Below are 22,426 nucleotides of genomic sequence, written 5' to 3'. Positions count from 1 at the left end.
GCCGTGCTCTCGGAAGGCTGTTGATGAGCGCCACCTCCACCCAGTCGTCACGCTTTACCCTGTTCCCGCGTCTCTCGGGGGCAGCGGTGGCGGGCATCCTGATCGCCATACTGCTGATGGCATTTCTCGTCCTGCCGGTGGCGCAGGTCATCTACGTGGCCTTCCTGGACGCCCGGACGGGGGCGCTGACGCTCCAGAACTTCGAGGACTTCTTCAACACCACGCTGTTCCAGCAGAGCTTCGTCAATTCCTTCTACGTCTCGGCCATGTCGGTGGTGGTTGCGACCATCATTGCCTTGCCGCTCGCCTACATCACCACGCGCTTCAACTTCGCCGGCACGGCAATCATCCAGAGTCTGGGTTTCATCCCGCTGATCATGCCGCCCTTCGTCGGCGCGGTCGCCATGTCGCTGCTCTTTGGGCGCAACGGTACGGTCAATCTGCTGCTCAACGACTACTTCGGCTTTCGCATCCCCTTCATGGAGGGGCTAAACGGCGTCATCCTGGTGCAGTCGATCCACTACTTCCCCTTCATCCTGATCAACCTCTCTGCCGCGCTGCGCAACATCGACCGCTCCATGGAGGAATCTGCCCAGAACCTCGGCGCCTCGGGCTTGCGCCTCTTCCGGCGCATCGTCTTTCCGCTCGCGATGCCGGGCTACCTTGCAGGCGCCGCCCTGGTCTTCATCAAGGTGTTCGACGACCTGGGCACGCCGCTGCTGCTGAATGTGAACACCATGCTGGCGCCCCAGGCCTATCTGCGGATCACGGGTGTGGGCATCAACGACCCCATGGGTTACGTGATCTCCTTCATCCTCGTCGCCTTCTCTGTCTTTTCCCTCTGGGCCTCCTTCCTGTTCATGCGCGGCAAGGACTACGCCACAACGCAGAAAGGCGGCGGCGGGCTCTCGAAGCGCGAGCTTTCGACCAAGGAGAAGATCCTGGCCTACGGGGTGATCCTGCTGATCCTGGCCCTGGTGCTGTCGCCGCACTTCGGATTGGTGCTGCTCGCCTTCGGCACGATCTGGTCCTTCAGCCCCTTGCCCGACGGCTTCACGCTGCAGCACTTCCACACCGTCTTCACCGAGTCCGCGCAGTACATCTACAACACCCTGCTCTATGCCGGCACGGCGGCGATCCTGGACGTGGTGGTGGGCACCGCCATAGCCTACATCGTCATTCGCACCGGTCTACCCGGGCGTAAATGGCTGGACTACATGGCGACCGCGGCCCTGGCCGTTCCCGGTGTCGTGCTTGGCATCGGCTACCTGCGCATGTTCCACGGCATCCAGCTTCCCTTCGGACTCGGCCCCATGGCGAGCTGGTGGGGCATCATCATCATCGCGTTGATGATCCGGCGCCTTCCCTATGCCCTGCGGTCCTGCATGGCGGCGCTACAGCAGCTTTCTCTGGCGCTCGAAGAAGCGGCCGAGAACCTCGGCGCCAGCAAATCGCGCACCATCCGCCGAGTGGTGGTGCCGCTGATGGCGGGCGGCATCCTTGCCGGCTTCGTCACCAGCTTTGCCACCGCCGCGGTCGAGCTCTCCGCCACCATCATGCTGGTCAGCCGCGCCAGCGAGGCGCCGCTGGCCTACGGTATCTATCTTTACATGCAGTCGCCGGCCGGGCGCGGGGCCGGTGCGGCGTTGGGCATCCTGGCGGTGGTGATCGTGGCCCTGGGCACCTATCTCTCGCACCGCATCATCGAACGCGACCGCCTTCGCACCGGCCGCGGGGAGGCCGAGCAGTGATGGTTGGCGCGTCGAACAAGGAGAAGAGCATGATCCGCGAGACCGCCGGGATCCGTATCGAGAACCTTCATCTCTCCTTCGGAACCACCAAGGTCCTGGCCGGTATCGACATGGAGATCAAGCCGGGTGAGTTTTTCGCCTTTCTCGGTCCCTCCGGCTCGGGCAAGTCGACTTTGCTGCGCGCCATCGCCGGCTTCGGGCCGCGGCCGAAGGGACGCATCCTGATCGGCGATCGTGACGTGGTCGACCTGCCGCCCTGGAAACGCAACGTCGGCATGGTGTTCCAGTCCTACGCGCTCTGGCCACACATGTCGGTGCGCGCCAATGTCGCCTTCGGCCTGGAAGAGCGCCGGATGCCCCGGCGCGAGATCGGCCCCAAGGTGGAGGCGGCTCTGGAATTGGTGGGTCTGCTGGATCTGGCCGAACGCATGCCCTCGCAGCTTTCCGGCGGGCAGCAACAGCGTGTGGCGCTTGCCCGCACCATTGCCATCGAGCCGCAGGTACTCCTGCTGGACGAGCCACTCTCTAATCTCGATGCCTCCCTGCGCGTCCAAATGCGTCGCGAGCTTTTGGCTCTGCAGCGTAAGCTGCAACTCACCACCATCTTCGTGACCCACGACCAGGAGGAGGCCAACACGACCTCCGACCGCATGGCGGTGCTCGACGGCGGCGTGATCCAGCAGATCGGCACACCCCAGCATCTCTACGATCACCCCGCCAACGGCTTCGTGGCCGGCTTCCTCGGCACTGCGAACATCATCGAAGGCCGGGTGCAGGACGGAGCCTTTGTCACCAAGAGCGGTCATCGCCTTCCCGTCCCGGCACCGCCCCAGGGCGCCGACCGCATCGTCCTGCGCCCGCAGAACATCGCTCTGACCGAGGAGCGCGGCGAAGGCATCCTGCCGGGCCGCATCCGGCATCGCGAATTTCTCGGCAGCCAGATCCGCTACCTGATTGAAACGGCGGACGGAACGATCATCGTCGACACCCAGCATGGTCCCGATACCCACGACCACGCGGCCGGAAGCGAAGTGGCCCTGCGGATCGATTGCCGCAACGCGCCGCTGCTCACCTGAGTGCCTGTCATGACCAGTATCATCTTCGACCTCGACGGCACCCTGATCGACAGTGCGCCAGACATTCACGCCGGCATTGCCAAACTGCTCCAGGAGGAAGGGCTGGCCCCGCTCGACCTGGCCACCGTGCAGAGCTTCATCGGCAATGGCGTGCCGGTCTTGATTGAAAGAGTGATGCAGCACTGCTTCGGGTCGGTGGATCCGGCCCGGCGGGACAGCTTCATCGCGCGTTTCATGGCCCACTACAACGCCGCACCAACCGCGCTCACCCGGCTCTATCCCGGCGTGAAGGGCGCGCTGGTCCAGTTGCAGGACGAAGGCCACGCAATCGGCCTGTGCACCAACAAACCGGCCGCCATCTCCGGGGCCATTCTCACCGGCCTGGATGTGGCGCAGCATTTCCGAGCCATCATCGGTGGCGACAGCGTGGGCGCCAAGAAGCCCGATCCGGCACCACTACACGCGGCTGTCGAGGCCCTGGGTGGCGGGAAGGCCATCTACGTTGGCGACAGCGAGATCGACGCCACCGCCGCCGCCGCGGCCCGTCTGCCCTTCCTTCTCTACACCGAGGGCTACCGCAAGCGGCCCGTGGCCGAGATCGCGCATCTGGACAGCTTCGCTGATTTCCGTCGCCTGCCGGCCCTGGTCACCGCGGTTGCGGCCAAAGCTGCGGAGGCGGCCCCGCAATAGCCAGGCAGCCGCGGCCTTTCTCAGCCGACCTCGAGGCCGAAACGCGCGACCACCTGCTCCTGAATCAAGCCGGCGTGGAGCATCAGCAGCACCAGGCGCGCATCCAGGCTGTCGCCTTCGGCAAGCGCCGCCTCAATCCGGTTCTCAGCGGCTTCCACCGCCGCATCGCCATTATCGGCAGCATACTGTTCGGCGCCCACTTGGCAGTAAACCAGCAGGGCGGCGGCGTGCTCATGTACCGATTCCGCAGGACTGCGCTCGCCAGTGGCTTCCTGCAGCAGTTTGAGTGTGGTGAGCTTTGCCGCATCGGGCATCAACCGCGGATGCAGCCCCTGCGCCCGCAGCGCCCTGTCCAGGCGCTGAAGGTCTTTCGAACGCCCGAAGAGTCCAAATAATCCAAGCATGCAGCCAGCATAGCAGAGGTCGGCGGCGACGTCTCACTGCGATGCCGCAAGGGAAACCCGCGTGGCGAAGGCTAAACCGCCTGGGTATAGAACTCGCCGTCGCGTTCGCAGACCTTGTAGCGGGTGGTCTCCGAGCGGCCGTCCTCCAGGCGAATCGTCTGCTCCTGGACCTGGCAGCTGTCACCGCTCTCCGCCACCTGCGCCTGACTTACCGGACGAACGGTGCCCTTCGTGCCCGTCTCCGGATTTTCCCAGGAGCGGGGCGTCCCGGAGTGATAGGTATCTACCGTGGTCTCCTCAGCCAGCTGCTTGTCGCGCTCGTCCAGGTAGGCGCCGATCTGCTGGCCGATCAGTACGCCCACGCCCGCACCGATGCCCGTGGCGATCAGCCGGGTGGACCCGCTGCCGATCTGAGAGCCGAGCAGCCCACCCAAAAGGCCGCCGGCACCTGCGCCCACGGTCTGATTGGTGCTGCTGGGGCAACCAGCAAGGGCCACGCCTGCAGCGAGCAGCGTGGCGGCCGCGAAGGTTTTCATCATCACCCATCCTCCTCAGAACTTCAGGTCGATTTCGGCAGTGCTCTCGCTAGCGGAGCCTTGCATCATGCTGGAACGGTTGGCTTCGACCGTCTCCTCCAGGGCAAGGGGATCGGCAAGCCCGGTCAGGAGGCGCAGCGCTCGCCCATCCGGCCCGGCAACGATGAGGGCGAAGAGGGTCTCGGGGCAGCGGGCGCCGCTTAAGCCCGGCCCAATGAAGCCGCTCACCCTGAAGGGGAAAGCCCCGTTCTGCGAAATGGTGCGGGCTGCGCCGCCGGGATGGGCAGCGTGTGCCCGTGGCAGTTCCAGAGCCCCTTCCGTCCCCTGCCAGGGATGATGGTCCACTCGCCATTCCTGCCGCGCCAACATCGAGAGACTGTTTTGGCAGCGGCGATCGGCCTTCTCGCGATCAGCATGCCAAGCGAGGAGCACGGCTGTTGTCGCGTCGGAGCGAATGTCGGCACTCCCGTAGTGTTTGGTCAGCAGTTCTTCTACATTCGATAGCGGCGGACCGCTCGTCCCGAAATCAACCCATCGTGTGAGAGCCGTCACGCGCTCGGCAGCTGTTGGAGGTTCGCTATAGACCATCACCGCCTCCCGGCCATCGCCGGAGCGGACCATTAACGCTTCGTTGAAGGAGTCCCAGAGATTGCCCTCTTGTGCGGCGCTGCGTTCCGCACGCTCGGTGCCAAAGACTTCCGCATCAGTGAATTCCTGGGTCAGAAGCTCGATGGCATCATCCAGCGGGCTGCCAAGCGACACGCCGAGAATGGCGAGCGGTTCGGCCCGGCCTTCCGCCTCGCCCGCGGCCGCATCAGCATCCGGTTGATCCCCCGCCATCGCAGGCGTGTGCGGAACCTCCTTCTGATCGAGGGTGCCGCGGTAGAGCACTCGTTCGTCGCGCACCGACAAGGTCGCATCACGATCCAGCACCTCGAACTCCAGGACGCGTAGCTGCAGCCGTCTCGACGTCGCGCCCTCCGCCACCACGCGAGCACGCAGTGCGTACCGGGGATGGGAAGCGTTGTCGCTCTGCCATCGACGGGCTTCATCAGGCGTCATCAGAACATCGAATTGCGCACGATCGGCAGCCGCTAGAGTGATGGTGCTTCCATAGCTGCGTTCATGGTCATCCAGGGAGAGAGCTCTGACGGGAAAGCGTTCCGTGCCGAAGTCGTATTCGCTGAATGTCACGTCTCCGACCACCCAGAAGCCTTCATCCCCCGGATCGAAGTTTCGTGCTGTCGCTACCGCTTCCTCCGCACGCTGGCGTCGAGTGAAAGCGTCAAACCGACTGCCATATGATTTGTAGACCATCTCCACAGCATCACCGCCGGCCATGCGTGCATGCAGAACAGCCATGTAACCCTCTGGCGGAAACGCGATTGCTTCCGGCTTGGCCTCCGGCTCTTCCTGGAACTCGGTGCGCGCCAGTTCTTCGCCAGTTTCACGCGCAAGCAGCCGCGCCACGCCCGGCTTTGCATCCAGGAGCAGGACCGAACGTCGATTCAGCTGCACAAGACGAGGGTTAGCGAAGGTCAGGTGCAACTGTGGTCGCACTGAGAGGTTTGGGAGCATCGGCGTGCCTTGCAGATCGATCGCGTAGGACTCCGCCGCTGCTGGCAAGACCAGCGCCAGCGTATCGATTGGGAGGGGATGCTTGTCTTCGTTTCTTAGCCTTTGCAGGTACAGGTAATCGTGAGGCACGCCGAGTTCCTCAGCGAGAGTCCGTTCATCCTGGCTGCTGTTGACGGTCAGCAACGGCAAGCGCCCCTCAGCCTGCTGCGCGGACGTCAGTTTCGTGGGACCCGTTTCCAGACGCAGGGTCGCCGGCAGGGCTGCCGCGCGTTTACGAGTCCATTGCTCAAACAGACTAAGCAGTTCGTCGCTGATTCGATTTTCCGGACCGCCCTGCCCCCGCACCTCGATACTGCCACCAAAGAAGCTGGGCCAGATGGCCTCTTTACCTCCCGCTTCCGCCCGGACCCTGGCACCCGCCCATTGCCGCCAATCCTCGCCGGATGGTTCGAGCAATCCCGCTTTCAGCATCGCAAGCATGAGCGTTGCGCTGTCGGTCAGTTCCGGTACTTCAAGCGGCTCTGACGCTACCGAAGCCGGGTCATGGACTTGGAAGTCCAGTCTGCGCAGCGGCGTGGTTCGATCGCTGTCGGTGGCCGAGAACAGCACGATGCCTTCAACTTTGATCTCTGCGTTGAAGACTTGGTGTCGGATCCTCTGCTCACTGCTTGGGAACACCGTCGAGAGTGACATCTCGATGCCCAGGCGGGCAGTTGGACGTCCGGTTACAACCCTTTTTCCCACCTGTCTCCGCTCGATCAGGTGCTCGTCGCGGAAGGACACCGCCTCATCCATACCAACGGCAATGCCCAAAGGCGCGCCATCCAGGGGGACAACCGTCCTGAAGCCGCTTTCGCGAAAAGCATTGAGTTGGCTGCAGGAGCTGTCCAAAGGTTGGAAGAATGGAAAGAACGATCGCTCGAAATCGTACTCGCCTAGACCCACATCGCAGTACAGCAGCAGGGGCAGCGGCAACTCGGGCGTCACCTCTAGAAGGTGCGCTGAAAACTCCTCGCGGAAGGCTTGGAGCAGCCGTCGGCGCGCAAATTCGTCGAGATTGTATCGGACCTGCTGCGCAACCCGGTCGCCTTTCCCGAAGATCGTCTCGTAATCGACACCCGCTGCTTCAGCCAAACGTCGCTTCTGCTCGGCGTTGAGTCGCGCCATGTAGTTAAAAGCGCCTTCATCTGAATCTAGGATGCCCGGAGCAACTGTCAGAGCCAGCATCGCGAGATGATGCTCCAACAGCTCTCGATCCTTACCCTCCCAGCGGCGGTCGTTCTTGACGATCAGACGGCGCGGGTCGAGCATCGGCCCGTCCGCCACAAGCTGTTCTGGGCCTGCATCGAAACCAACACGCGCAAGCTCAACCTGCAGCTCTGCGTCTTCGTAGAAAATGAGGGTTTGGGGAGAGAGCGTAAGATCAAACGCATTGTTCCGCCGCTCTTTAGGTGCAATGCCAACGATCTGTACCTCAACCGCCGCATAGAGCCGGTTTCCATTTTCGAGCCGAACGCGGAGCAACTCTGCTTCCTCCGGCGTCTTGTCAATGTGGGTGGGAGCACCAGCAAGAAAAAGCTGGGCGTAGACCCGCTGCGACCCAGTTTTCACGTCGGCGCAACTGTGTTCCAGAGTGAAGCGTTGTTGCTCGAAATCATAATTTCCCAGTTCACCGCCGCATACGATCAGCGCCGGCAGCGGCAGTTCAGGGGCTTCGGAAATCAGCCTGGGCTGCCCCTCGCTTCTATAGCCCTGCAGCAATCGCTGATACTCAAATTCGTTTAGTCCGAGACGCCGCATATCCCAGGTCTTAAGGCTCCAGGCGCGCATCTCCAGGGTCCGATGCTGGCCCTCCGTCATCTCGGTCAATGCGCCGCTGATGATGCGCCGTCGCACTTCGCGCGGTAGCATTTCGAGGTAGGCTAAGGCTGCGGAGTCGTCAGCCGTCATCTCCGGCGCAGCACGCAGGGCCAAGCGGTCCAGCAGTCCAGCAGGCTCACTCTGCTTTATCCGCTGGGGCGACCAATGTCCGGCGGGCAGCGCTACTCGACCGTTGACCAGCACGAGATTGTGAGCGGCCGCAAAGTCCTGGAGCTTGCCCGACGCAGCCGGAGCAGGTGTAGCTGTCGGTGCTGTCGGCACCGGAGCCGTCACAGGACCCGTTTCGGCGACGGGTGAGATGACAGCCGGCGGGCGTGTTGCCAACTCCGCCAGTTCCTCTTCCGGCGCCTCGGAGGCTGCGCCGCGCTCGCGTCGCAGGGCGAGCAGCACGTCGGCTGAGGGCCTGTCGCTTCCTGCCAGTCCGCGCGACGCCCGCCAGGCGCGGATCGCCGCTCGAGTGCGCGGCCCGGCCATGCCATCGGGTGAACCGGTATCGAAGCCGAGGCTGTTGAGAGTGCTCTGGATTTCCAGCGTGCGCTGTCGCTCGTCCAGCGGCACCAGATCGCCCTGAGCGGGCGTCGACAACACCCGCAACTCCCCAGAGGCGGCTCCGGCAGCCGCGCGCCACACCGGCGTGCCGCCGACCGTGCCGACCAGCTCCATCTCACGGGCCTGAGGACACTCCAGCGGCAGCAAACTGCCCAGGATCGCCACGGCACGACGCACCTGAAAGGCATCGCCGGCAAAGCTTTCTCGCACAGGCGTGCGCAGTTCGACGTAAATCCGCTCCGCACACCACTCGCCGTCGGCAACATGCGCCTCGATGGCGCCATCCTGGAGCAGGCGGCGCGCCTCGACTGTTCCAGGCAGAAGCGCAGCCAGAATAACGGGAAGTGCCAACATCGTCAGCAGACGGCGCATCGCCTCTCTCCGAACCTGCCTCAAGCAGGATCAGGGTCAGGCCAGCGGCGCGCAGGCACAAGCTATGCGAAGGGGGTACTACTGCGTAGCAACCGGGGAAGCGAAAGGAATCTCGCTCCCTTTCGGTCGGGATCGATCGGTTAATCCCCCTCGGCGATCTCGCTCAGGGCTTCTGGGTCCAGCAATTCGATCCAGCCGTTGCGCTCGGTCGAGATCAGGTGCTCGCGGCGCAGGCGGGAGAAGACGCGGCTTACCGTCTCCAGGGTCAGGCCCAAATGATCCGCAATGGCCTCACGGCGCATGGGCAGCCAGAGATAGGTGGTGGAATCGCCATTGCGGGCCGCCCGCTCGGCGAGCTCCAGCAGGAAAGAGGCGACCCGTTCCACGGCGGTCTTGCGTCCCAAAAGAAGCTGGCGCCCCTGCACCGCGGAAAGCTCATCGCTGAGGTGGGACAGGAGTCCCTGGCCGAAGCCCGGCAAGCGATCATTGAAGTCGGAAAGGGTTTGCCGGGAGAAGCGGCGCAGAACAGCGTGCGTGGCTGCCTCGGCGGAGCAGCTATGACGGGCGCCGAAGGTCAAGCCAACGAGCTCACCCGGGTAGTGGAAGGCGGTGATGATGCGCCGGCCATCGGGCATCATCTTGTATTCCTGCACCACACCGGCCGCGACAATATAGATGTGCGCGGCATCGTCGCCTTCCTCGAAGACAAGGGTGCCGGCCCGTCGTTCGACGGGCGCGCTGTGCGACTGCAGCCGCCGACGATCCTCCAGGCCCAGACTACCATAAAGCGCACAGCCCGCTTCGGCGTCCGTGCGCTGCGGCATGCTCCTTTGGGGAAGGGATACGGGAAGGGGGTCAATCTCACTGGGACTGACGCTGGCAAGCTGGATGGCCATGGTGCTGGTCCTTTTCCCGTTGGACATTTGGCTGCATGAGCATCGTCAGGGATAACCAGCGGACAAACCATGCCGATAGTTGGGAATGACCACTAAGGGTTTTCCCTTAGATCGGTTCACCAGCGACCCTGCCCCTTCATTTTACCCAAAGCCTGCAGGCGCCTCCGCGAGGCCCGTAGACAGCCTGCGGAGCATTGTCGCTTCCGGGCAAGCCGCCTATCGTGGCATGGCAAGCCTCAAACGAGGGAACGCCTGCATGGGCCTGTCACATGAGCGCACACACGGCTGGCAGTCCAAACCCGCCGTGGTTGCTGGACTGGCAGGCTTGGCGCTGCTGGTCACTTTCGTGTTTGACCTTTTGTCGGAGATGGGTGTCGCCGTCGGCGTGCTCTACGTGCTGCCGGTGATGCTGGCGAGTCTCTTGCCCTGGCGGCAGGCGATCATTGCCTCCGCCACCACGGCCTCCGCGCTGACTCTGGTCGGCTACATCGTGATGGCGACAGCGCCGGAATCCACGCCAGCGACCTTTCTTGGCCTCAGCAACCGCTTGCTGACACTCGTTGCCATCTGGGCAACGGCGACGCTCGGCCTGCTCTGGACGCGCAAGGACGAACGACTGCGTGAAGAGCGCGCACGCCTGGAGGCCGTGATCGGAACCTCGGCCGATGCCGTCATCACCATCGACCAGAAAGGCATCGTCCAGTCCTTTAGCCGGGTGGGCGAGAAGCTTTTTGGTTACCGCGCCGACGAAGTGATCGGCCGTAACGTCAGCATGCTGATGCCGTCCCCTGACCGGGAGAAGCACGACGGCTATCTTGAGCGTTATCTTCGCACCGGGGAAAAGCGCATCATTGGCCTGGGGCGACTGGTTCAGGCACAACGCAAGGATGGCAGTGTTTTCCCGGTCCACCTCATGGTGGGCGAGGTGACCCAGGCCGGGCAACGGCTCTTCACCGGCTTCATTCATGACATGAGCGAACGCGTGGCCGCCGAACAGGCCGTAGCGAGCGAGCGCAACTTCATTGCAGCGATGTTGGACACCACCCAGGCCCTGGTTGTCGTCCTCGACCAACAAGGCCGCGTGGTGCGCAGCAATGCCGCCTGCCAGCGCCTGTCCGGCTACGGCGCCGGCGAACTGGTCGGCCGCAGCATTCTCGAACTGATCCCCGACGCGAACACCAGTTTGCACGGCCTGTTGCAGCGCGGCCCCTTCGACGCACAGGTGCCCAACCGTTGGGAGGGCAGCTTGCTCTGCAAGGGCGGCGAAGTCCGGCTTGTCTCCTGGTCCACCGCCGCCATTCAGGACGACAAGGGCGTTCCTCACTATCTCGTGACCACCGGCATCGATATGACGGAGAACCGCCGCAGCGAAGCCCGGGCGCAAGAGTTGCAGCACCACCTCTATCGCATTGGCCGCATCAGCGAACTGGGCGAGATGGCGTCCGCCATCGCGCACGAACTCAACCAGCCGATGACCGCCGTCGCCAACTACGTGAACGCCAGCCGGCGCATGCTGGACGGCGTAGAGGATGAAAAGGCCGAGCGGATCATTGGCTTGATGAACCGCGCGGTGGAGCAGACCGAGCGCGCCGGACAGATCGTAAGGCGACTGCGGCAACTAATTGGAAGAGGGCAGAGCGAGCTCCAACCCACCGACCTTAATGCGGTGGTGCGCGAGGCCTCCGGCTTGGCGTTGATCGGCGCACGGGAAGAGGCCATTGAGGTGCGTTTCGATCTTCAGGAGAACCTGCCGCTGGTCCTCGCCGACGCAACCCAGCTGCAGCAAGTTGTGCTCAATCTTGTGCGCAACGCCATCGAAGCATTACAGGCCGTGGACCACCGCAGTCTGCTGGTCTCAACCAGCACCACAGCAGATAACGTGGAGCTCAGCGTGAGCGACAGCGGGCCAGGACTGGATCCCGAGGTGGCCGACCAGCTCTTCATGCCCTTTGTTTCGACCAAGGCTAACGGTATGGGGATTGGACTGTCGATCTGCCGCTCCATACTGGACGCCCACCAGGGGCAGATTCGGGCGGAACCGGTCGAGGGAGGCGGCACACGCTTTCGCGTCTCCCTTCCAGTAATGGACAAGCGGGCTGCGACGTATGACTGACCATCCCATCTACATTGTCGATGATGACCCGGCGGTGCGGGATTCGCTTGCCGTGCTGCTCGAGGTCGAGGGCTACACCACCATCGGCTTTGAATCGGCCCAACTCTTTCTCGACGCCTGGAGCCCCACCCTGCGCGGTGGCTTGCTGCTCGACGTGCGCATGCCGGGTATGGACGGGCTGGAACTGCTCGACCGCCTGCGCCAGCAAGGATCGGAACTGCCCGTTGTGGTGATGACCGGCCACGGCGACGTGCCCATCGCGGTGCGTGCCATGAAGGCGGGTGCACTCGACTTCATCGAGAAACCCCTGACGGAGTCACTCCTGCTGGAAGCCGTACGGCGCATGATGGCCTATGAAAAGGAGCGCCAGGGGCGTACCAAAGAACGAGCTGAGGTCGTCGAGAGACTGGACAGCCTCACGCCGCGCGAACGCGACGTGCTGGAGCAGCTCGTTCTCGGGCAGCCCAACAAGGTGATCGCCTTTGAACTCGGCATCTCGGCACGCACTGTGGAAGTGCACCGCAGCCGGGTCATGGACAAGATGGGCGCCAAAAGCCTGTCCCACTTGGTGCGCTTGGCGCTACAGGCCGGCATCGAGGTGTAAGCAAGCAGCACCAGCCTGCTCACACTCCGAACTGGTTATGCCGATTTACCCGGCCGGCCTTTTGCGCAACACTCCAGGACAAGAGGTAAACAACCCCGGGAGGACCCTTGGCCATGGGTGAGTTCGACGAAGTGCATGCCCGTTCCCTGCGCGACCCTGAAGGCTTCTGGGCCGAGGCCGCGGAGGCGCTGGAGTGGGAGAAGCGCTGGGACCGCGTGCTCGATGACAGCGACGCACCGCACTATCGCTGGTTCACCGGCGGCCGCATCAACACCTGTCACAACGCCTTGGATCGCCACGTCGCAGCCGGCCGCGGTGAGCAGTGCGCCCTGATCTACGACTCCCCGGTCACCAACACCGTGGCGCGCTTCACCTATCGCGAACTGCGTGACCGCGTGGCGGAGCTGGCAGGTGCGCTTAAGGCGCGCGGCGTGGGCGTGGGGGACCGTGTCATCATCTACATGCCGATGATCCCGGAAACGGTCATGGCAATGCTGGCCTGCGCCAGACTGGGAGCGGTGCACTCGGTCGTCTTCGGCGGCTTCGCCGCGCATGAATTGGCCAAGCGCATCGATGACTGCGCGCCCAAGCTGGTGCTCTCCGCCTCCTGCGGCATCGAAGGGGAGCGGGTGGTGGCCTACAAGCCGCTGCTCGACCGGGCGATTGAGGAAGCCCGGCACAAGCCGGAGAGCTGCCTGATCTTCCGCCGCCCGCAGCAGGACTGCAGCCTGCAGCCAGGGCGCGACGAGGACTGGATGGAGGCGGTGAGTGGTTCACCCCCTGCCGACTGCGTGGCCATCGCGGCCACCGATCCCCTATATATCCTCTACACCTCCGGCACGACGGGACAGCCCAAGGGGATCGTGCGCGACACCGGCGGCCACGCCGTCGCCCTGCCCTGGTCCATGAAGAACATCTACAACATCGAGCCGGGAGAGGTTTACTGGTCGGCCTCTGATGTCGGCTGGGTGGTCGGCCACAGCTACATCGTCTACGCACCGCTGCTGCACGGCGCCACGACCGTCCTCTACGAAGGCAAACCCGTGGGCACGCCGGATGCCGGCGCCTTCTGGCGGGTCATCGCCCAGCATGGCGTGGTCACTCTCTTCACTGCGCCCACCGCGTTCCGCGCCATCCGCCAGCAGGACCCGCGGGGCGAGCTCATCGCCAAGCACGACCTCTCGCGTTTCCGCGCCCTCTTCCTGGCCGGCGAGCGCTGCGACCCCGACACCCTGCTCTGGGCCCAGGACAAGCTGCAGGTGCCGGTGATCGACCACTGGTGGCAGACGGAAACCGGCTGGCCCATCGCAGCCAACTGCATGGGCATCGAAGCGCTGCCGGTCAAGCCGGGCTCCCCCACCCGCGCGGTCCCAGGATGGGATCTGCGCGTGCTCGATCCCGAAGGCAAGGAGGTGGCGGCCAACACCATCGGCGCCATCGTCGGCAAGCTGCCACTGCCGCCAGGCACCTTCCCAACGCTCTGGAACGCGCGCGAGCGCTTCGAGCAGACCTATCTCTCGACCTATCCCGGCTTCTACCAGACCGGCGATGCGGGTTACCTCGACGAAGACGGCTACGTTTTCGTCATGGCCCGCACCGATGACATCATCAACGTGGCCGGCCACCGCCTCTCCACCGGTGCGATCGAGGAAGCCCTTGCGACCCATCCGGACGTTGCGGAGTGCGCAGTGATCGGTGTGCACGACAGTCTCAAGGGGCAGCTGCCCGTGGGCTTCCTGGTGCTCAACGCCGGCTGTGATCGCCCGGAAGAGGAGATTGTCACCGAAGCCATCAAACTGGTGCGTGAGCAGATTGGCCCCGTGGCGGCCTTCAAGTCGGCCACCGTTGTCCAGCGGCTTCCCAAGACACGCTCGGGCAAGATCCTGCGCGCCACCATGCGTAAGATCGCCGATGCGGAGACCTATACGCCGCCGGCCACCATCGACGACCCGGCAATTCTGGGCGAGATCGAGGTAGCGCTGCAGACGCTGGGTTATCCCCAGAAATCCTGAGGCGCTGCTTGGGCCATGGCCGGAATAACGTCGTAGGACTCTAAGGGAAGCACTACCAACCCGGTCAGGCCCAAAGCCGCCCGGTGCTGTGCCAGCACCGGGTCGGCGAAGGCGGCAGCCAGGCCCCTGCGCAGGCTTTCCAGTTCCGCGTCTCCAGCCGCGGCGCGGGTGACAAGCGGCAAGCCCGGTGCCGGCGCTGACCAGGCCAGGCGGCGCAGCCCCTCAGTCTCGGCTGGCGCACAGCGCGTCAGCAGCGCAAGCGTGACGCAATCCACCACGGCCACATCCACCTCCCCCGCCTGCAGCGCAGCGAGGGAGGCGCGGTGACTGCCGGTAACCCGCACTTCCCGAAAGAACGGCTCCGACCCTGCGTAGGGCAGCAGGCTGTGGCGCAGCGCATTCATGCCCGACTGGGAGTGCCAGTCGTTGACCCCGGCGCGGCGCCCCTTCAGGTCGGCCAGACCTGTGATCCTCGCATCCGCATGCACCAGGATGGCGCTGCAATACAGTGGGCCCTCGCAGCCGGGCGCTCCGTAACAGGGCGTGGCCACATAGCGCACGCGGCCCGCCAGGGCATGGGTCAGGGGATAGCCACAGGTCTGGGCGAGCGCCAGATCCTGCGCCAGCCACAGTTCCTCCGGCGCATCCGGCCGGCAGGGTCGCTCAGGCAGCCCCTTCAGCCCCGCCGCTTCCAGGTGATGCACCAGCCCGAGCCACCAGGCATCGGTCTGCCCGATCAGTTCCGGCAGATCGTACATGGGCAACCCGCCGCTGCGGCGTCCCGGCATGGGCGACAGGCTCACGTCTTCGCGACGCTCAGCCCAGGCAGGCTATCGTCTGGCGCCCCAGCGTGGCACGGAAGTCCATCCGCGATTTCATAGTAGTCGCCCTTGTCGGCAACGAAGATGTGCGCTTCTGCCCCCAAGCCCGTGGGTTCCTCCAGAGACCCGGCGGCAAGGGAAACATAGTCCGCGCTCTTGGGCTCCCAGAAGAGGCTCGCACCGCATTCCGCACAGAAGCCGCGGCGCGCATGTGCGCTGGCGGCATACCAACGCAATCCCCGGCTCTCCAGCAAGCGCAACGCAGCGCGCGGCGTAGCGCTATAGGCTGCAAAGTGCCCGTGAATCCGTCGACACTGCCGGCAGTGGCAATAGACGACGGGACGCAAAGGACCGTCGGTCTCGTAGCGCACGGCGCCACAGTGGCAGCCCCCGCGATAGTTGTGGGTTGTGGAGGTCATGCCTTTGCCTGCCTGCCTTTCCGGCCCTTATCCAGATCCTGCAGCAGATCGCCGAGGAACCCCTTCACTTCCGTGGGCTGCACCACGGCGGCACGGATCAAATCATCGAAGTGGCGCGTGAGCACGCGGATCTGTTCGGTCGCGTTGAAGACGAAGAACATGTCCCCGATGTAGAGCGTCGCCCGCTTCGGCCCGAAGACATTCATCGGCGCGGCGAAGCGCCGGCGCCCGTCATAGAGGAACCAGCGGAAGGTCGGATAGAGTTCGTCCACCAGTTCGATCATCTGCACAAGTTGTTCGCGCCGGTCGGCCACCGGCAGGTCGCGCCAGATCATCTCGCCACGGGCGAAAGCCTCCACGGTCTGCAGGGCGCAGCAGGCCTCCATCTCGGTTTCCGGGCGACGGCTGTACGCGAGCCGCGCCTCGGCATGCTCGCGCTGGCGGTCGTGTACCAAGCCATCCTCCCCCACCTCATAGCGTATGACCGCTTCGGTCTTCAGCAGGTCGGGCAGCGTGGTCGGTACATAGCGAATCTTGTAGCCGGCAGCCTCCGCGTGCCAGCGCTGCAGTCTGGCATCCAGCGGGCTCCCGGCGCCTGCCTCGATCTCCATCGCGGCCTGGACCAGTTCGGCGCCGGGCCGCGCGTCCTGGCTCACGCCCAGCAGCCAGTCGCAGCTCACCTGCGCTTGCCGCGCGATGGCCACCACGGTTTCCGCCCGCGGCAGACGCTGGTTCTCGGGCGAAAGCAGCTGGGTCAGCGTCGAGCGATCGAGGCCGATGCGCTGCGCGAAGGCGGCCCGGTTCAGACCCGATTGCTCCAGAACTTCGAGCAGTCTCAAGCGAAACTGCTCGACCGTTTCTTCTCTTTCCATCAGCTCCGCCCCTGAAGGCTCGTCCTCACACCGGACCAGATGACTCCGAACACCTCCCCATACCGCAGCACAGAACGTCCCCTGCTCCAAGCCAGCGAACAGCAGCGCACCCTTGCACGCCAACGCCGTATGCTGTATATAATCAACACACGCGGCATTAATTCAACAAACGGACATCTTGTCTCATTACGTAGCCCATCATGAACATCGCAGCACACCCCCTCGAATCAGGCCGACATCAGTCTGGCAGCCCCTCCAGCACGCGGCGCCCCTTTGGCTGGCCGACGCTGCTGGTTGCACTGGCGATATATGGCGCCTTTGGGCTTGTAACCTGGTTTCATGATCCGCTTCCCTGGTGGAGCTTGGCGTTGCTGGGCGGATACTTGGTTGCCTGGCAGGGCTCGCTGCAGCATGAGATCGTGCACGGCCATCCCAGCCGCTATGACTGGTTCAACCGCCTCCTCATACTGCCCAACCTTGGCCTCTGGTTGCCTTTCGACATCTATCGCAGCAGCCATATCCGTCACCACAACGATGAACGCCTGACTGACCCGCTGGACGACCCGGAGTCCTGGTATCTGACGCCGGAGCGCTGGGCCAGTGCCGGCAAGGCGCGGCAGGCGCTGCTCTGGATCAACAACTGCCTATTGGGCCGTCTGGTTCTGGGGCCGCCGCTGGTGGTTGGGCGTTTCCTGTGGGGCGAGATCCTCGCCCTTGTCAGCGGTTCACTGCTGTGGCGCGCCTGGCTGTTCAATCTGCTTGGCAGCGGGCTGGTTCTGGGCTGGGTTGTTGGTGTCTGTGGCTTGTCGCCACTCAGCTATCTGCTGCTCTTCGTCTATCCCGGCACGGCTCTCACACTGCTGCGCTCCTTTGCCGAGCACCAGGCACGCCCCACGGTGTCCGAGCGCAGCGTGGTCGTGGAGGCCGCCGCGCCGATGGCGCTGCTCTATCTGAACAACAACCTGCACGCCCTGCACCACGCTCAACCTAACGAACCCTGGTTCCGCCTGCCCGCGCTTTGGCGCCAGGAAAAGGCGCGGCTGCTGGCAGCCAATGGCGGCTATCGCTTCTCCGGCTATGCTGAGATCGCGGCCCGTTACCTGCTCTGGCCGAAAGAGCGGATCGTGCACCCCGGGCTCTTCGACCTGGCACCGCTACCGAGTTCGAGCGAGACCGTCGGCGCAGCCTCTGCCCTGCCGCGGCCACCATTGCAGTCACACCCCCAGTAAAGCACCGACACCGTCATCACAGCGGCGGGGCACCGCCTTCGCGCTTGCGGCGCTGCACGAAGGCCTCCAGCTCCTCGGCGATGGCAGGATCCAGCGGCGGCGGCTCGAAATCGGCCAGGAGTTGCTTGTAGAGGCGGTGAGCCCGCTGGGTGGCATCCTCCGCCCCGGCCTCACGCCAGGTTTCGAAATTGCGCCAGTCGCTCACGATGGGCGCGTAGAAGGCCTGCTCATAACGCGCCAGAGTGTGCGCCGTACCGAAGAAGTGGCCACCGGGCCCGACATCGCGCACCGCCTCGAGCCCCAGCTCTTCCTCATTGACCGGAAGCGGCTGCAGGAACTCGGCCATGTGCTGCAGCATCTCGGCATCGAGCACCACCTTCTCGAAAGAGGCCACCAGTCCCCCTTCGAGCCAGCCGGCGGCGTGCATCACCATGTTGCTGTGCGCGAGCGTCACCGGCCAGAGCGACATCATCGACTCATAAGCCGCCTGGCCGTCGACGCAGTTCGAAGCATTCACGTTCGAACTGCGATACGGCAGGCCATAGCGTCGTGCAAGCTGCCCGCCCACCAGCACGGCCTTCGCATATTCCGGTGTGCCGAAGGCCGGGGCACCGGACTTCATGTCTACGTTCGAGGTAAAGCCGCCGTAGACCATAGGCGCACCCGGATTGGCCGCCTGGGCAAAGGCAATGCACCCCAATGCCTCGGCATTCTGCAGCGCCAGCGCGCCGGCGAGGCTGGCCGGTGCCATGGCGCCCGACAGGGTGAAGGGGGTGAGCACCACGGGCTGGCCCAGTCGCCCCATCTCGAGCATGCCCTCGATCATCGGCCCATCGAGCCGCAGGGGTGAGGAGGAGTTGACCACAGTGAAAAGGCTGGGTTCGCGCGCAAGCTGCGTCTCATCGATGCCGCGCAGAATCCGGGTCATCTCCAGCGCATCGAGAATGCGGGTTCGCCCCAGCGAATAGGCATGAAAGACCTTGTCGGAGAGCGTGCCAAGGGCCTGCAGGGCATCGAGGTGCCGGGTTTCCGGCGGTAGATCCTGCGGCTCCACCGGGTAGCCGCCAAACAGGTGCACGATGTTGAGCGCCTGCATCAGGCGCACCAGATCGCAGAAGTCTTGATAGTTGCCCGGCCGGCGCCCGCCCACCAGGTCGCTCACATTGGGTGCACTGGCCACGGAGCAAAACACCATGGCCGAACCGCCTATCTGGAGATTGTGGGCGGGATTGCGCGCGTGCAGGCGAAAGCGCGCGGGCGCCTTGGCGACCAGTTCCTCCACCAGTGCCGGATCGAAACGCACCCGCTGGCTGCCGGCCTCGCAGTCGGCCCCGGCCTCCTTGAGGATGGTGAGTGCCTCCGGGTGCAGAAAATCCAACCCGACCTCGGCCAGGATCTCCAGCGACGCGGTGTGGATGGCCTCCAGCGCTTCCTGGTCCAGCAGATCCATCGGCGCCTGATGGTTCTCCAGGGCGCGCCAGGGGAGCTGATTGATCCCGCCAACGGTTCTGCGTACGCGCCCGCCCTCGCGCCGTCTGCCTCTTGCCTGCGTCATGCACGCCCTCCCCTTGCTGCCGGTCTCTGCTGGCCGGTCTGTCTTGCTCTCTATCAGCAATCTCGCAGCCTGCCCACAGGCTGCTTGCCTGACTGCGACGCCTCGCAATTTTTATCTCAAGGATCGCTGCAGTAACCGAACGCCCTGCGCTTGCAACGAACCAAACAAAAGAAAAGGCCGGGCATCACTGGGATGCCCGGCCGGCAAGGCTTGGGGAGGGTTGCTAGGGGTGGGCCGGCGCGCTGCGCCGGCCCGGAACGATAGGGAAGATTAGGCCGCCTTGTTCTCCAGAACCTGCGTGCGTCCGGCAGACCCGGCCGATTCGATGGAGATGGTGCGCGGCTTCATGGCCTCGGGAACCTCGCGCACGAGGTCAACGTGCAGCAGGCCGTTCTCCAGCTTCGCGCCGGTCACCTTGATGTGATCGGCCAGGCGGAAGCTGCGCTGAAAGGCCCGCTCAGCGATGCCTCGGTGCAGATAGTTGCCCTCTTTGGCCTGGTCGCGCTCCTTCTTGCCCTCCACCGTCAGGGCATTGTCCTGCACGGTGATGGAGAGATCCTCTTCGGAAAAGCCAGCCACAGCCATGGTAATGCGATAATCATCCTCACCATGCTTTTCGATGTTATAGGGCGGATAGCTTGGCGCCTCGTCGAAGCGAGCCGGATTGTCGAGCATATCCATCATCCGCTCGAACCCGACGGTGGCGCGCAGAAGGGGGGAAAGATCAAAAGTACGCATGAGTCCATATCCTCCTTGAGCGATACAGAAATGTGCGGGCGCATCTATGGGATCGCGCCCCGTCCCCTGTCGTGCGGACCCGAAACCGGCCTCCGCCGGGGACGTCACTGAGGTGGTTTTTGCGAAACGGCCTGTCAAGAGGCTGCCCGGGCCTATGAGGGCGCCAATGGAAAGGTCCAGCACACCCGCAAACCGGGCTCCGCTGCCTCGAGGCGCAGGTCGGATCCATGCAGCCGCGCCACCGCCGCCACCAGGCTGAGACCCAGCCCACTGCCCGGGAGCGAGCGCGCCGCATCCAGGCGCACAAAGCGCTCCAGAACGCGCTGGCGCGCCTCCTCGGGAATGCCGGGGCCATGGTCCCGCACGGTCAGTTCCGCTTGACCGTCCGTGCAAGCCAATGCCAACTCGACCCGGCCGCCATCGCCGGCATACTTCACGGCGTTGTCGATCAGGTTGGCCAGCGCTTGCGCCAGGAGTTGGCGGTGGCCCATCACATGCACCGGCTCCAGCGTGCCCACCTCCAAGGTCAAGCCTGCCTCCTCGACAACGGGGCTGTAGAGCTCGGCCACATCCGTGACCATCTCATCCAGCGCCAGAGCCTCGAGACGCGTGCGCGACGCCCCCGATTCCGCTTCGGCGATCGCAAGCAGCGCGTTGAAGGTGGACTGGATGATGTCGATCTCGGCCAGCGCCTGCTCCAGTGCCTGACGATAGGCCTCGGGATCGTCCGGCCCCAGCAGGGTGAGCTCGATCCGTCCCTTGAGTCGGGTCAGCGGACTGCGCAGGTCATGCGCAAGGCTGTCAGTGACCAGCCGCATCCCGTTCATCAGCGCCTCGATGCGCTCCAGCATGCGGTTCAGGCTCTCGGCCAGGCGGTCGAGTTCGTCGCCGCTGCGATCCAACGGCACCCGCTGCGTGAGGTCGCCGTCCATGATGCGGCGGCTCGTCTCCGTCACCGCATCCACCCGCCGGAGCAGGCGCCGACTGACGAGAAAACCGCCGGCCAGCCCGATCACCAAGGTCAAACCAAGCGTGATGGCCAGGTTGCGCAGCAGCGTCGTCTGAAAGTGCCGCCGGGCCTCCATGTCCCGCCCGACCAGCAGACGCGAGCCATTGGGCAGATGAAAGGCCCGGGCACCGACGAGCACCGGCCCGCCCTCCTGGTCGCGGCGGTAGAGCTGGAGTTGCACCCAGGAGCCGTCCGGCACGGCCTCTTCCGGCCAGTTGCGCAGATTGCCGGCCAGCGGCTGCAGCCCCGCATCGGCCAGCAGGTAGACGCTTTCCGGGTCGGCGCCGGCGGCGCTGCGCTGTTCGATCGCAAGCTGCAAGCCCGACATGCCCTCGCTGCGGTAGCGGTCGGAAAGTGCGCGCAGTTCCGCGGCCACCGTGTCCGCCACCTGGCGCTCGATCAGCGCCGCGGTGGACCAGTAGAGCCCGCCGAAGAGCAGCAGCGCCGCAAGCCCGAAGAGCAGCGCATAGAGCAGCGCAAAGCGGAAGGTACCGCTGCTGGAGAGTCTATGCGTCTGCACGAAGTGCGTATCCGGCGCCGCGGACCGTGTGAAGCAGCGGCCGCTCGAAGCCCTTGTCGATCTTTTGCCGCAGGCGGCTGATGTGGACGTCGATCACGTTGGTTTGTGGGTCGAAGTGGTAGTCCCAGACCGCTTCCAGCAGCATGGTGCGGGTCACGGTCTGCCCGGCATGGCGCATGAGGTACTCCAGGAGCCGGAACTCACGCGGCTGCAGGTCGATACCCCGCCCGGCGCGCGTCACCCGCCGCGCCAGAAGGTCCATTTCCAGATCGCCCACCGTCAGGCGCGTCTCCACAGCCGGCGCGTTGCTGCGGCGCACCAGAACTTCGAGCCGGGCCATCAGCTCGGAAAAGGCAAACGGCTTGGTGAGATAGTCGTCGCCGCCCGCACGCAGCCCCGCCACACGGTCATCGACCTGGGCCAGCGCGCTGAGGATCAGCACCGGCGTTTCCACCTTGGCCGCGCGCAGCGCCTGCAGGACACCAAGGCCATCGAGTTTCGGCAGCATTCGGTCGAGAACAATGGCATCGTAGGCACCCTCTGAGGCCAGAAAGAGCCCCTCATGCCCGTCGCCGGCCCGATCGACCACATGACCGGCCTCACTCAGGCCCTTGACCATGTAGTCGGCCGTTTTCTCGTCATCCTCCACCACCAGCACACGCATTGCGTCACCTCCAAGACCAGCATAGCACAGCCATCCGCCCAGTCGGGCCATGCTCTCGACAGAAAAAAGGAGGCCAGCCCGGGGGTAAGACTGGCCTCCTCCATGGAGTTTGGAGAGCTAGCGATGAGGTATCTCGC

18 protein-coding genes are annotated in these 22,426 nt (G+C 64.5%); 7 read left to right on the top strand and 11 right to left on the bottom strand.

Annotated features, from left to right (window positions below; all coding sequences use genetic code 11):
- Positions 1 to 23: 23 nt before the first annotated feature.
- From P2G67_RS15630 to gph, 3 genes are read left to right on the top strand one after another with little or no spacing between them, the layout of a single operon-like run.
- The gene (locus tag P2G67_RS15630; RefSeq protein ID WP_275824214.1) at positions 24 to 1,751 is read left to right on the top strand and encodes an ABC transporter permease; all 1,728 of its coding nucleotides are present in this window, start codon (positions 24 to 26) and stop codon (positions 1,749 to 1,751) included.
- Positions 1,752 to 1,780: 29 nt separating this feature from the next.
- Positions 1,781 to 2,827, top strand: a complete 1,047-nt coding sequence (locus P2G67_RS15625; protein WP_275824212.1) for an ABC transporter ATP-binding protein — start codon at positions 1,781 to 1,783, stop codon at positions 2,825 to 2,827.
- Positions 2,828 to 2,836: 9 nt separating this feature from the next.
- Positions 2,837 to 3,517 (top strand): phosphoglycolate phosphatase, encoded by a 681-nt coding sequence (gene gph / locus P2G67_RS15620; protein WP_275824210.1) that lies wholly within the window; start codon positions 2,837 to 2,839, stop codon positions 3,515 to 3,517.
- A gap of 20 nt (positions 3,518 to 3,537) precedes the next feature.
- Here gph and P2G67_RS15615 read toward each other — a convergent pair whose 3' ends face one another.
- The 4 genes from P2G67_RS15615 to P2G67_RS15600 form a co-directional block, all read right to left on the bottom strand.
- Complete coding sequence (locus P2G67_RS15615) at positions 3,538 to 3,921, bottom strand: hypothetical protein (RefSeq protein ID WP_275824208.1); 384 nt, start codon at positions 3,919 to 3,921, stop codon at positions 3,538 to 3,540.
- 71 nt (positions 3,922 to 3,992) lie between these two features.
- Positions 3,993 to 4,460 carry a YMGG-like glycine zipper-containing protein gene (locus P2G67_RS15610; RefSeq protein ID WP_275824206.1) on the bottom strand — a complete coding sequence of 156 codons (468 nt, stop codon included), beginning with the start codon at positions 4,458 to 4,460 and terminating at the stop codon, positions 3,993 to 3,995.
- A gap of 12 nt (positions 4,461 to 4,472) precedes the next feature.
- Complete coding sequence (locus P2G67_RS15605; RefSeq protein WP_275824205.1) at positions 4,473 to 8,837, bottom strand: peptidoglycan-binding domain-containing protein; 4,365 nt, start codon at positions 8,835 to 8,837, stop codon at positions 4,473 to 4,475.
- Positions 8,838 to 8,977: 140 nt separating this feature from the next.
- The gene (locus tag P2G67_RS15600) at positions 8,978 to 9,661 is read right to left on the bottom strand and encodes a helix-turn-helix domain-containing protein (RefSeq protein ID WP_275824203.1); all 684 of its coding nucleotides are present in this window, start codon (positions 9,659 to 9,661) and stop codon (positions 8,978 to 8,980) included.
- A gap of 328 nt (positions 9,662 to 9,989) precedes the next feature.
- On the opposite strand from P2G67_RS15600, the gene P2G67_RS15595 reads away from it, so the two are divergent.
- The 3 genes from P2G67_RS15595 to P2G67_RS15585 all read left to right on the top strand — a co-directional run bounded on the left by P2G67_RS15595 (position 9,990) and on the right by P2G67_RS15585 (position 14,462).
- Positions 9,990 to 11,846, top strand: a complete 1,857-nt coding sequence (locus P2G67_RS15595; RefSeq protein ID WP_275824201.1) for a PAS domain-containing sensor histidine kinase — start codon at positions 9,990 to 9,992, stop codon at positions 11,844 to 11,846.
- Positions 11,839 to 12,450, top strand: coding sequence for a response regulator FixJ (gene fixJ / locus P2G67_RS15590; RefSeq protein WP_275824199.1), 612 nt, complete (start codon positions 11,839 to 11,841; stop codon positions 12,448 to 12,450). Before P2G67_RS15595 ends, fixJ begins: the two co-directional genes overlap by 8 nt.
- 113 nt (positions 12,451 to 12,563) lie before the next feature.
- Positions 12,564 to 14,462 carry a propionyl-CoA synthetase gene (locus P2G67_RS15585; protein WP_275824197.1) on the top strand — a complete coding sequence of 633 codons (1,899 nt, stop codon included), beginning with the start codon at positions 12,564 to 12,566 and terminating at the stop codon, positions 14,460 to 14,462.
- On the opposite strand, the gene P2G67_RS15580 is transcribed toward P2G67_RS15585, so the two are convergent.
- Genes P2G67_RS15580 through P2G67_RS15570 form a run of 3 tightly spaced genes read right to left on the bottom strand, consistent with a single transcriptional unit; the run spans position 14,444 to position 16,574 of the window.
- Complete coding sequence (locus P2G67_RS15580) at positions 14,444 to 15,250, bottom strand: phosphate/phosphite/phosphonate ABC transporter substrate-binding protein (RefSeq protein ID WP_275824195.1); 807 nt, start codon at positions 15,248 to 15,250, stop codon at positions 14,444 to 14,446. The genes P2G67_RS15585 and P2G67_RS15580 overlap by 19 nt on opposite strands.
- Positions 15,251 to 15,261: 11 nt before the next feature.
- Positions 15,262 to 15,702: a GFA family protein gene (locus P2G67_RS15575; RefSeq protein WP_275824193.1), complete on the bottom strand. Its 441-nt coding sequence runs from the start codon at positions 15,700 to 15,702 to the stop codon at positions 15,262 to 15,264.
- Positions 15,699 to 16,574, bottom strand: a complete 876-nt coding sequence (locus P2G67_RS15570; RefSeq protein WP_275824191.1) for a helix-turn-helix domain-containing protein — start codon at positions 16,572 to 16,574, stop codon at positions 15,699 to 15,701. Before P2G67_RS15570 ends, P2G67_RS15575 begins: the two co-directional genes overlap by 4 nt.
- Before the next feature lie 200 nt (positions 16,575 to 16,774).
- Between P2G67_RS15570 and P2G67_RS15565 the strand changes: the two genes are divergently transcribed.
- Entirely contained in the window at positions 16,775 to 17,803 is a 1,029-nt protein-coding gene (locus P2G67_RS15565; RefSeq protein WP_275824189.1) for a fatty acid desaturase, read from the top strand.
- Between the two features lie 16 nt (positions 17,804 to 17,819).
- On the opposite strand, the gene P2G67_RS15560 is transcribed toward P2G67_RS15565, so the two are convergent.
- The 4 genes from P2G67_RS15560 to P2G67_RS15545 all read right to left on the bottom strand — a co-directional run bounded on the left by P2G67_RS15560 (position 17,820) and on the right by P2G67_RS15545 (position 22,289).
- Positions 17,820 to 19,358, bottom strand: a complete 1,539-nt coding sequence (locus P2G67_RS15560; protein WP_275824187.1) for a trimethylamine methyltransferase family protein — start codon at positions 19,356 to 19,358, stop codon at positions 17,820 to 17,822.
- A 270-nt stretch (positions 19,359 to 19,628) separates the two neighbouring features.
- Positions 19,629 to 20,096 (bottom strand): Hsp20 family protein, encoded by a 468-nt coding sequence (locus tag P2G67_RS15555; RefSeq protein ID WP_275824186.1) that lies wholly within the window; start codon positions 20,094 to 20,096, stop codon positions 19,629 to 19,631.
- A 152-nt stretch (positions 20,097 to 20,248) separates the two neighbouring features.
- On the bottom strand, positions 20,249 to 21,625 hold the full coding sequence (locus P2G67_RS15550) for a sensor histidine kinase (protein ID WP_275824185.1): 1,377 nt from the start codon (positions 21,623 to 21,625) through the stop codon (positions 20,249 to 20,251).
- A complete protein-coding gene (locus P2G67_RS15545) occupies positions 21,612 to 22,289 on the bottom strand; it encodes a winged helix-turn-helix domain-containing protein (RefSeq protein WP_275824184.1) in 678 nt (225 codons plus the stop codon). The genes P2G67_RS15550 and P2G67_RS15545 overlap by 14 nt, the downstream gene beginning before the upstream one ends.
- Positions 22,290 to 22,426 lie beyond the last annotated feature (137 nt).

Origin of the sequence: Aquibaculum arenosum, from assembly GCF_029222965.1 — a bacterium.
GTDB classification, from domain to species: domain Bacteria; phylum Pseudomonadota; class Alphaproteobacteria; order Kiloniellales; family DSM-21159; genus Aquibaculum; species Aquibaculum arenosum.
This window is presented reverse-complemented; position numbering and strand designations above follow the sequence as displayed.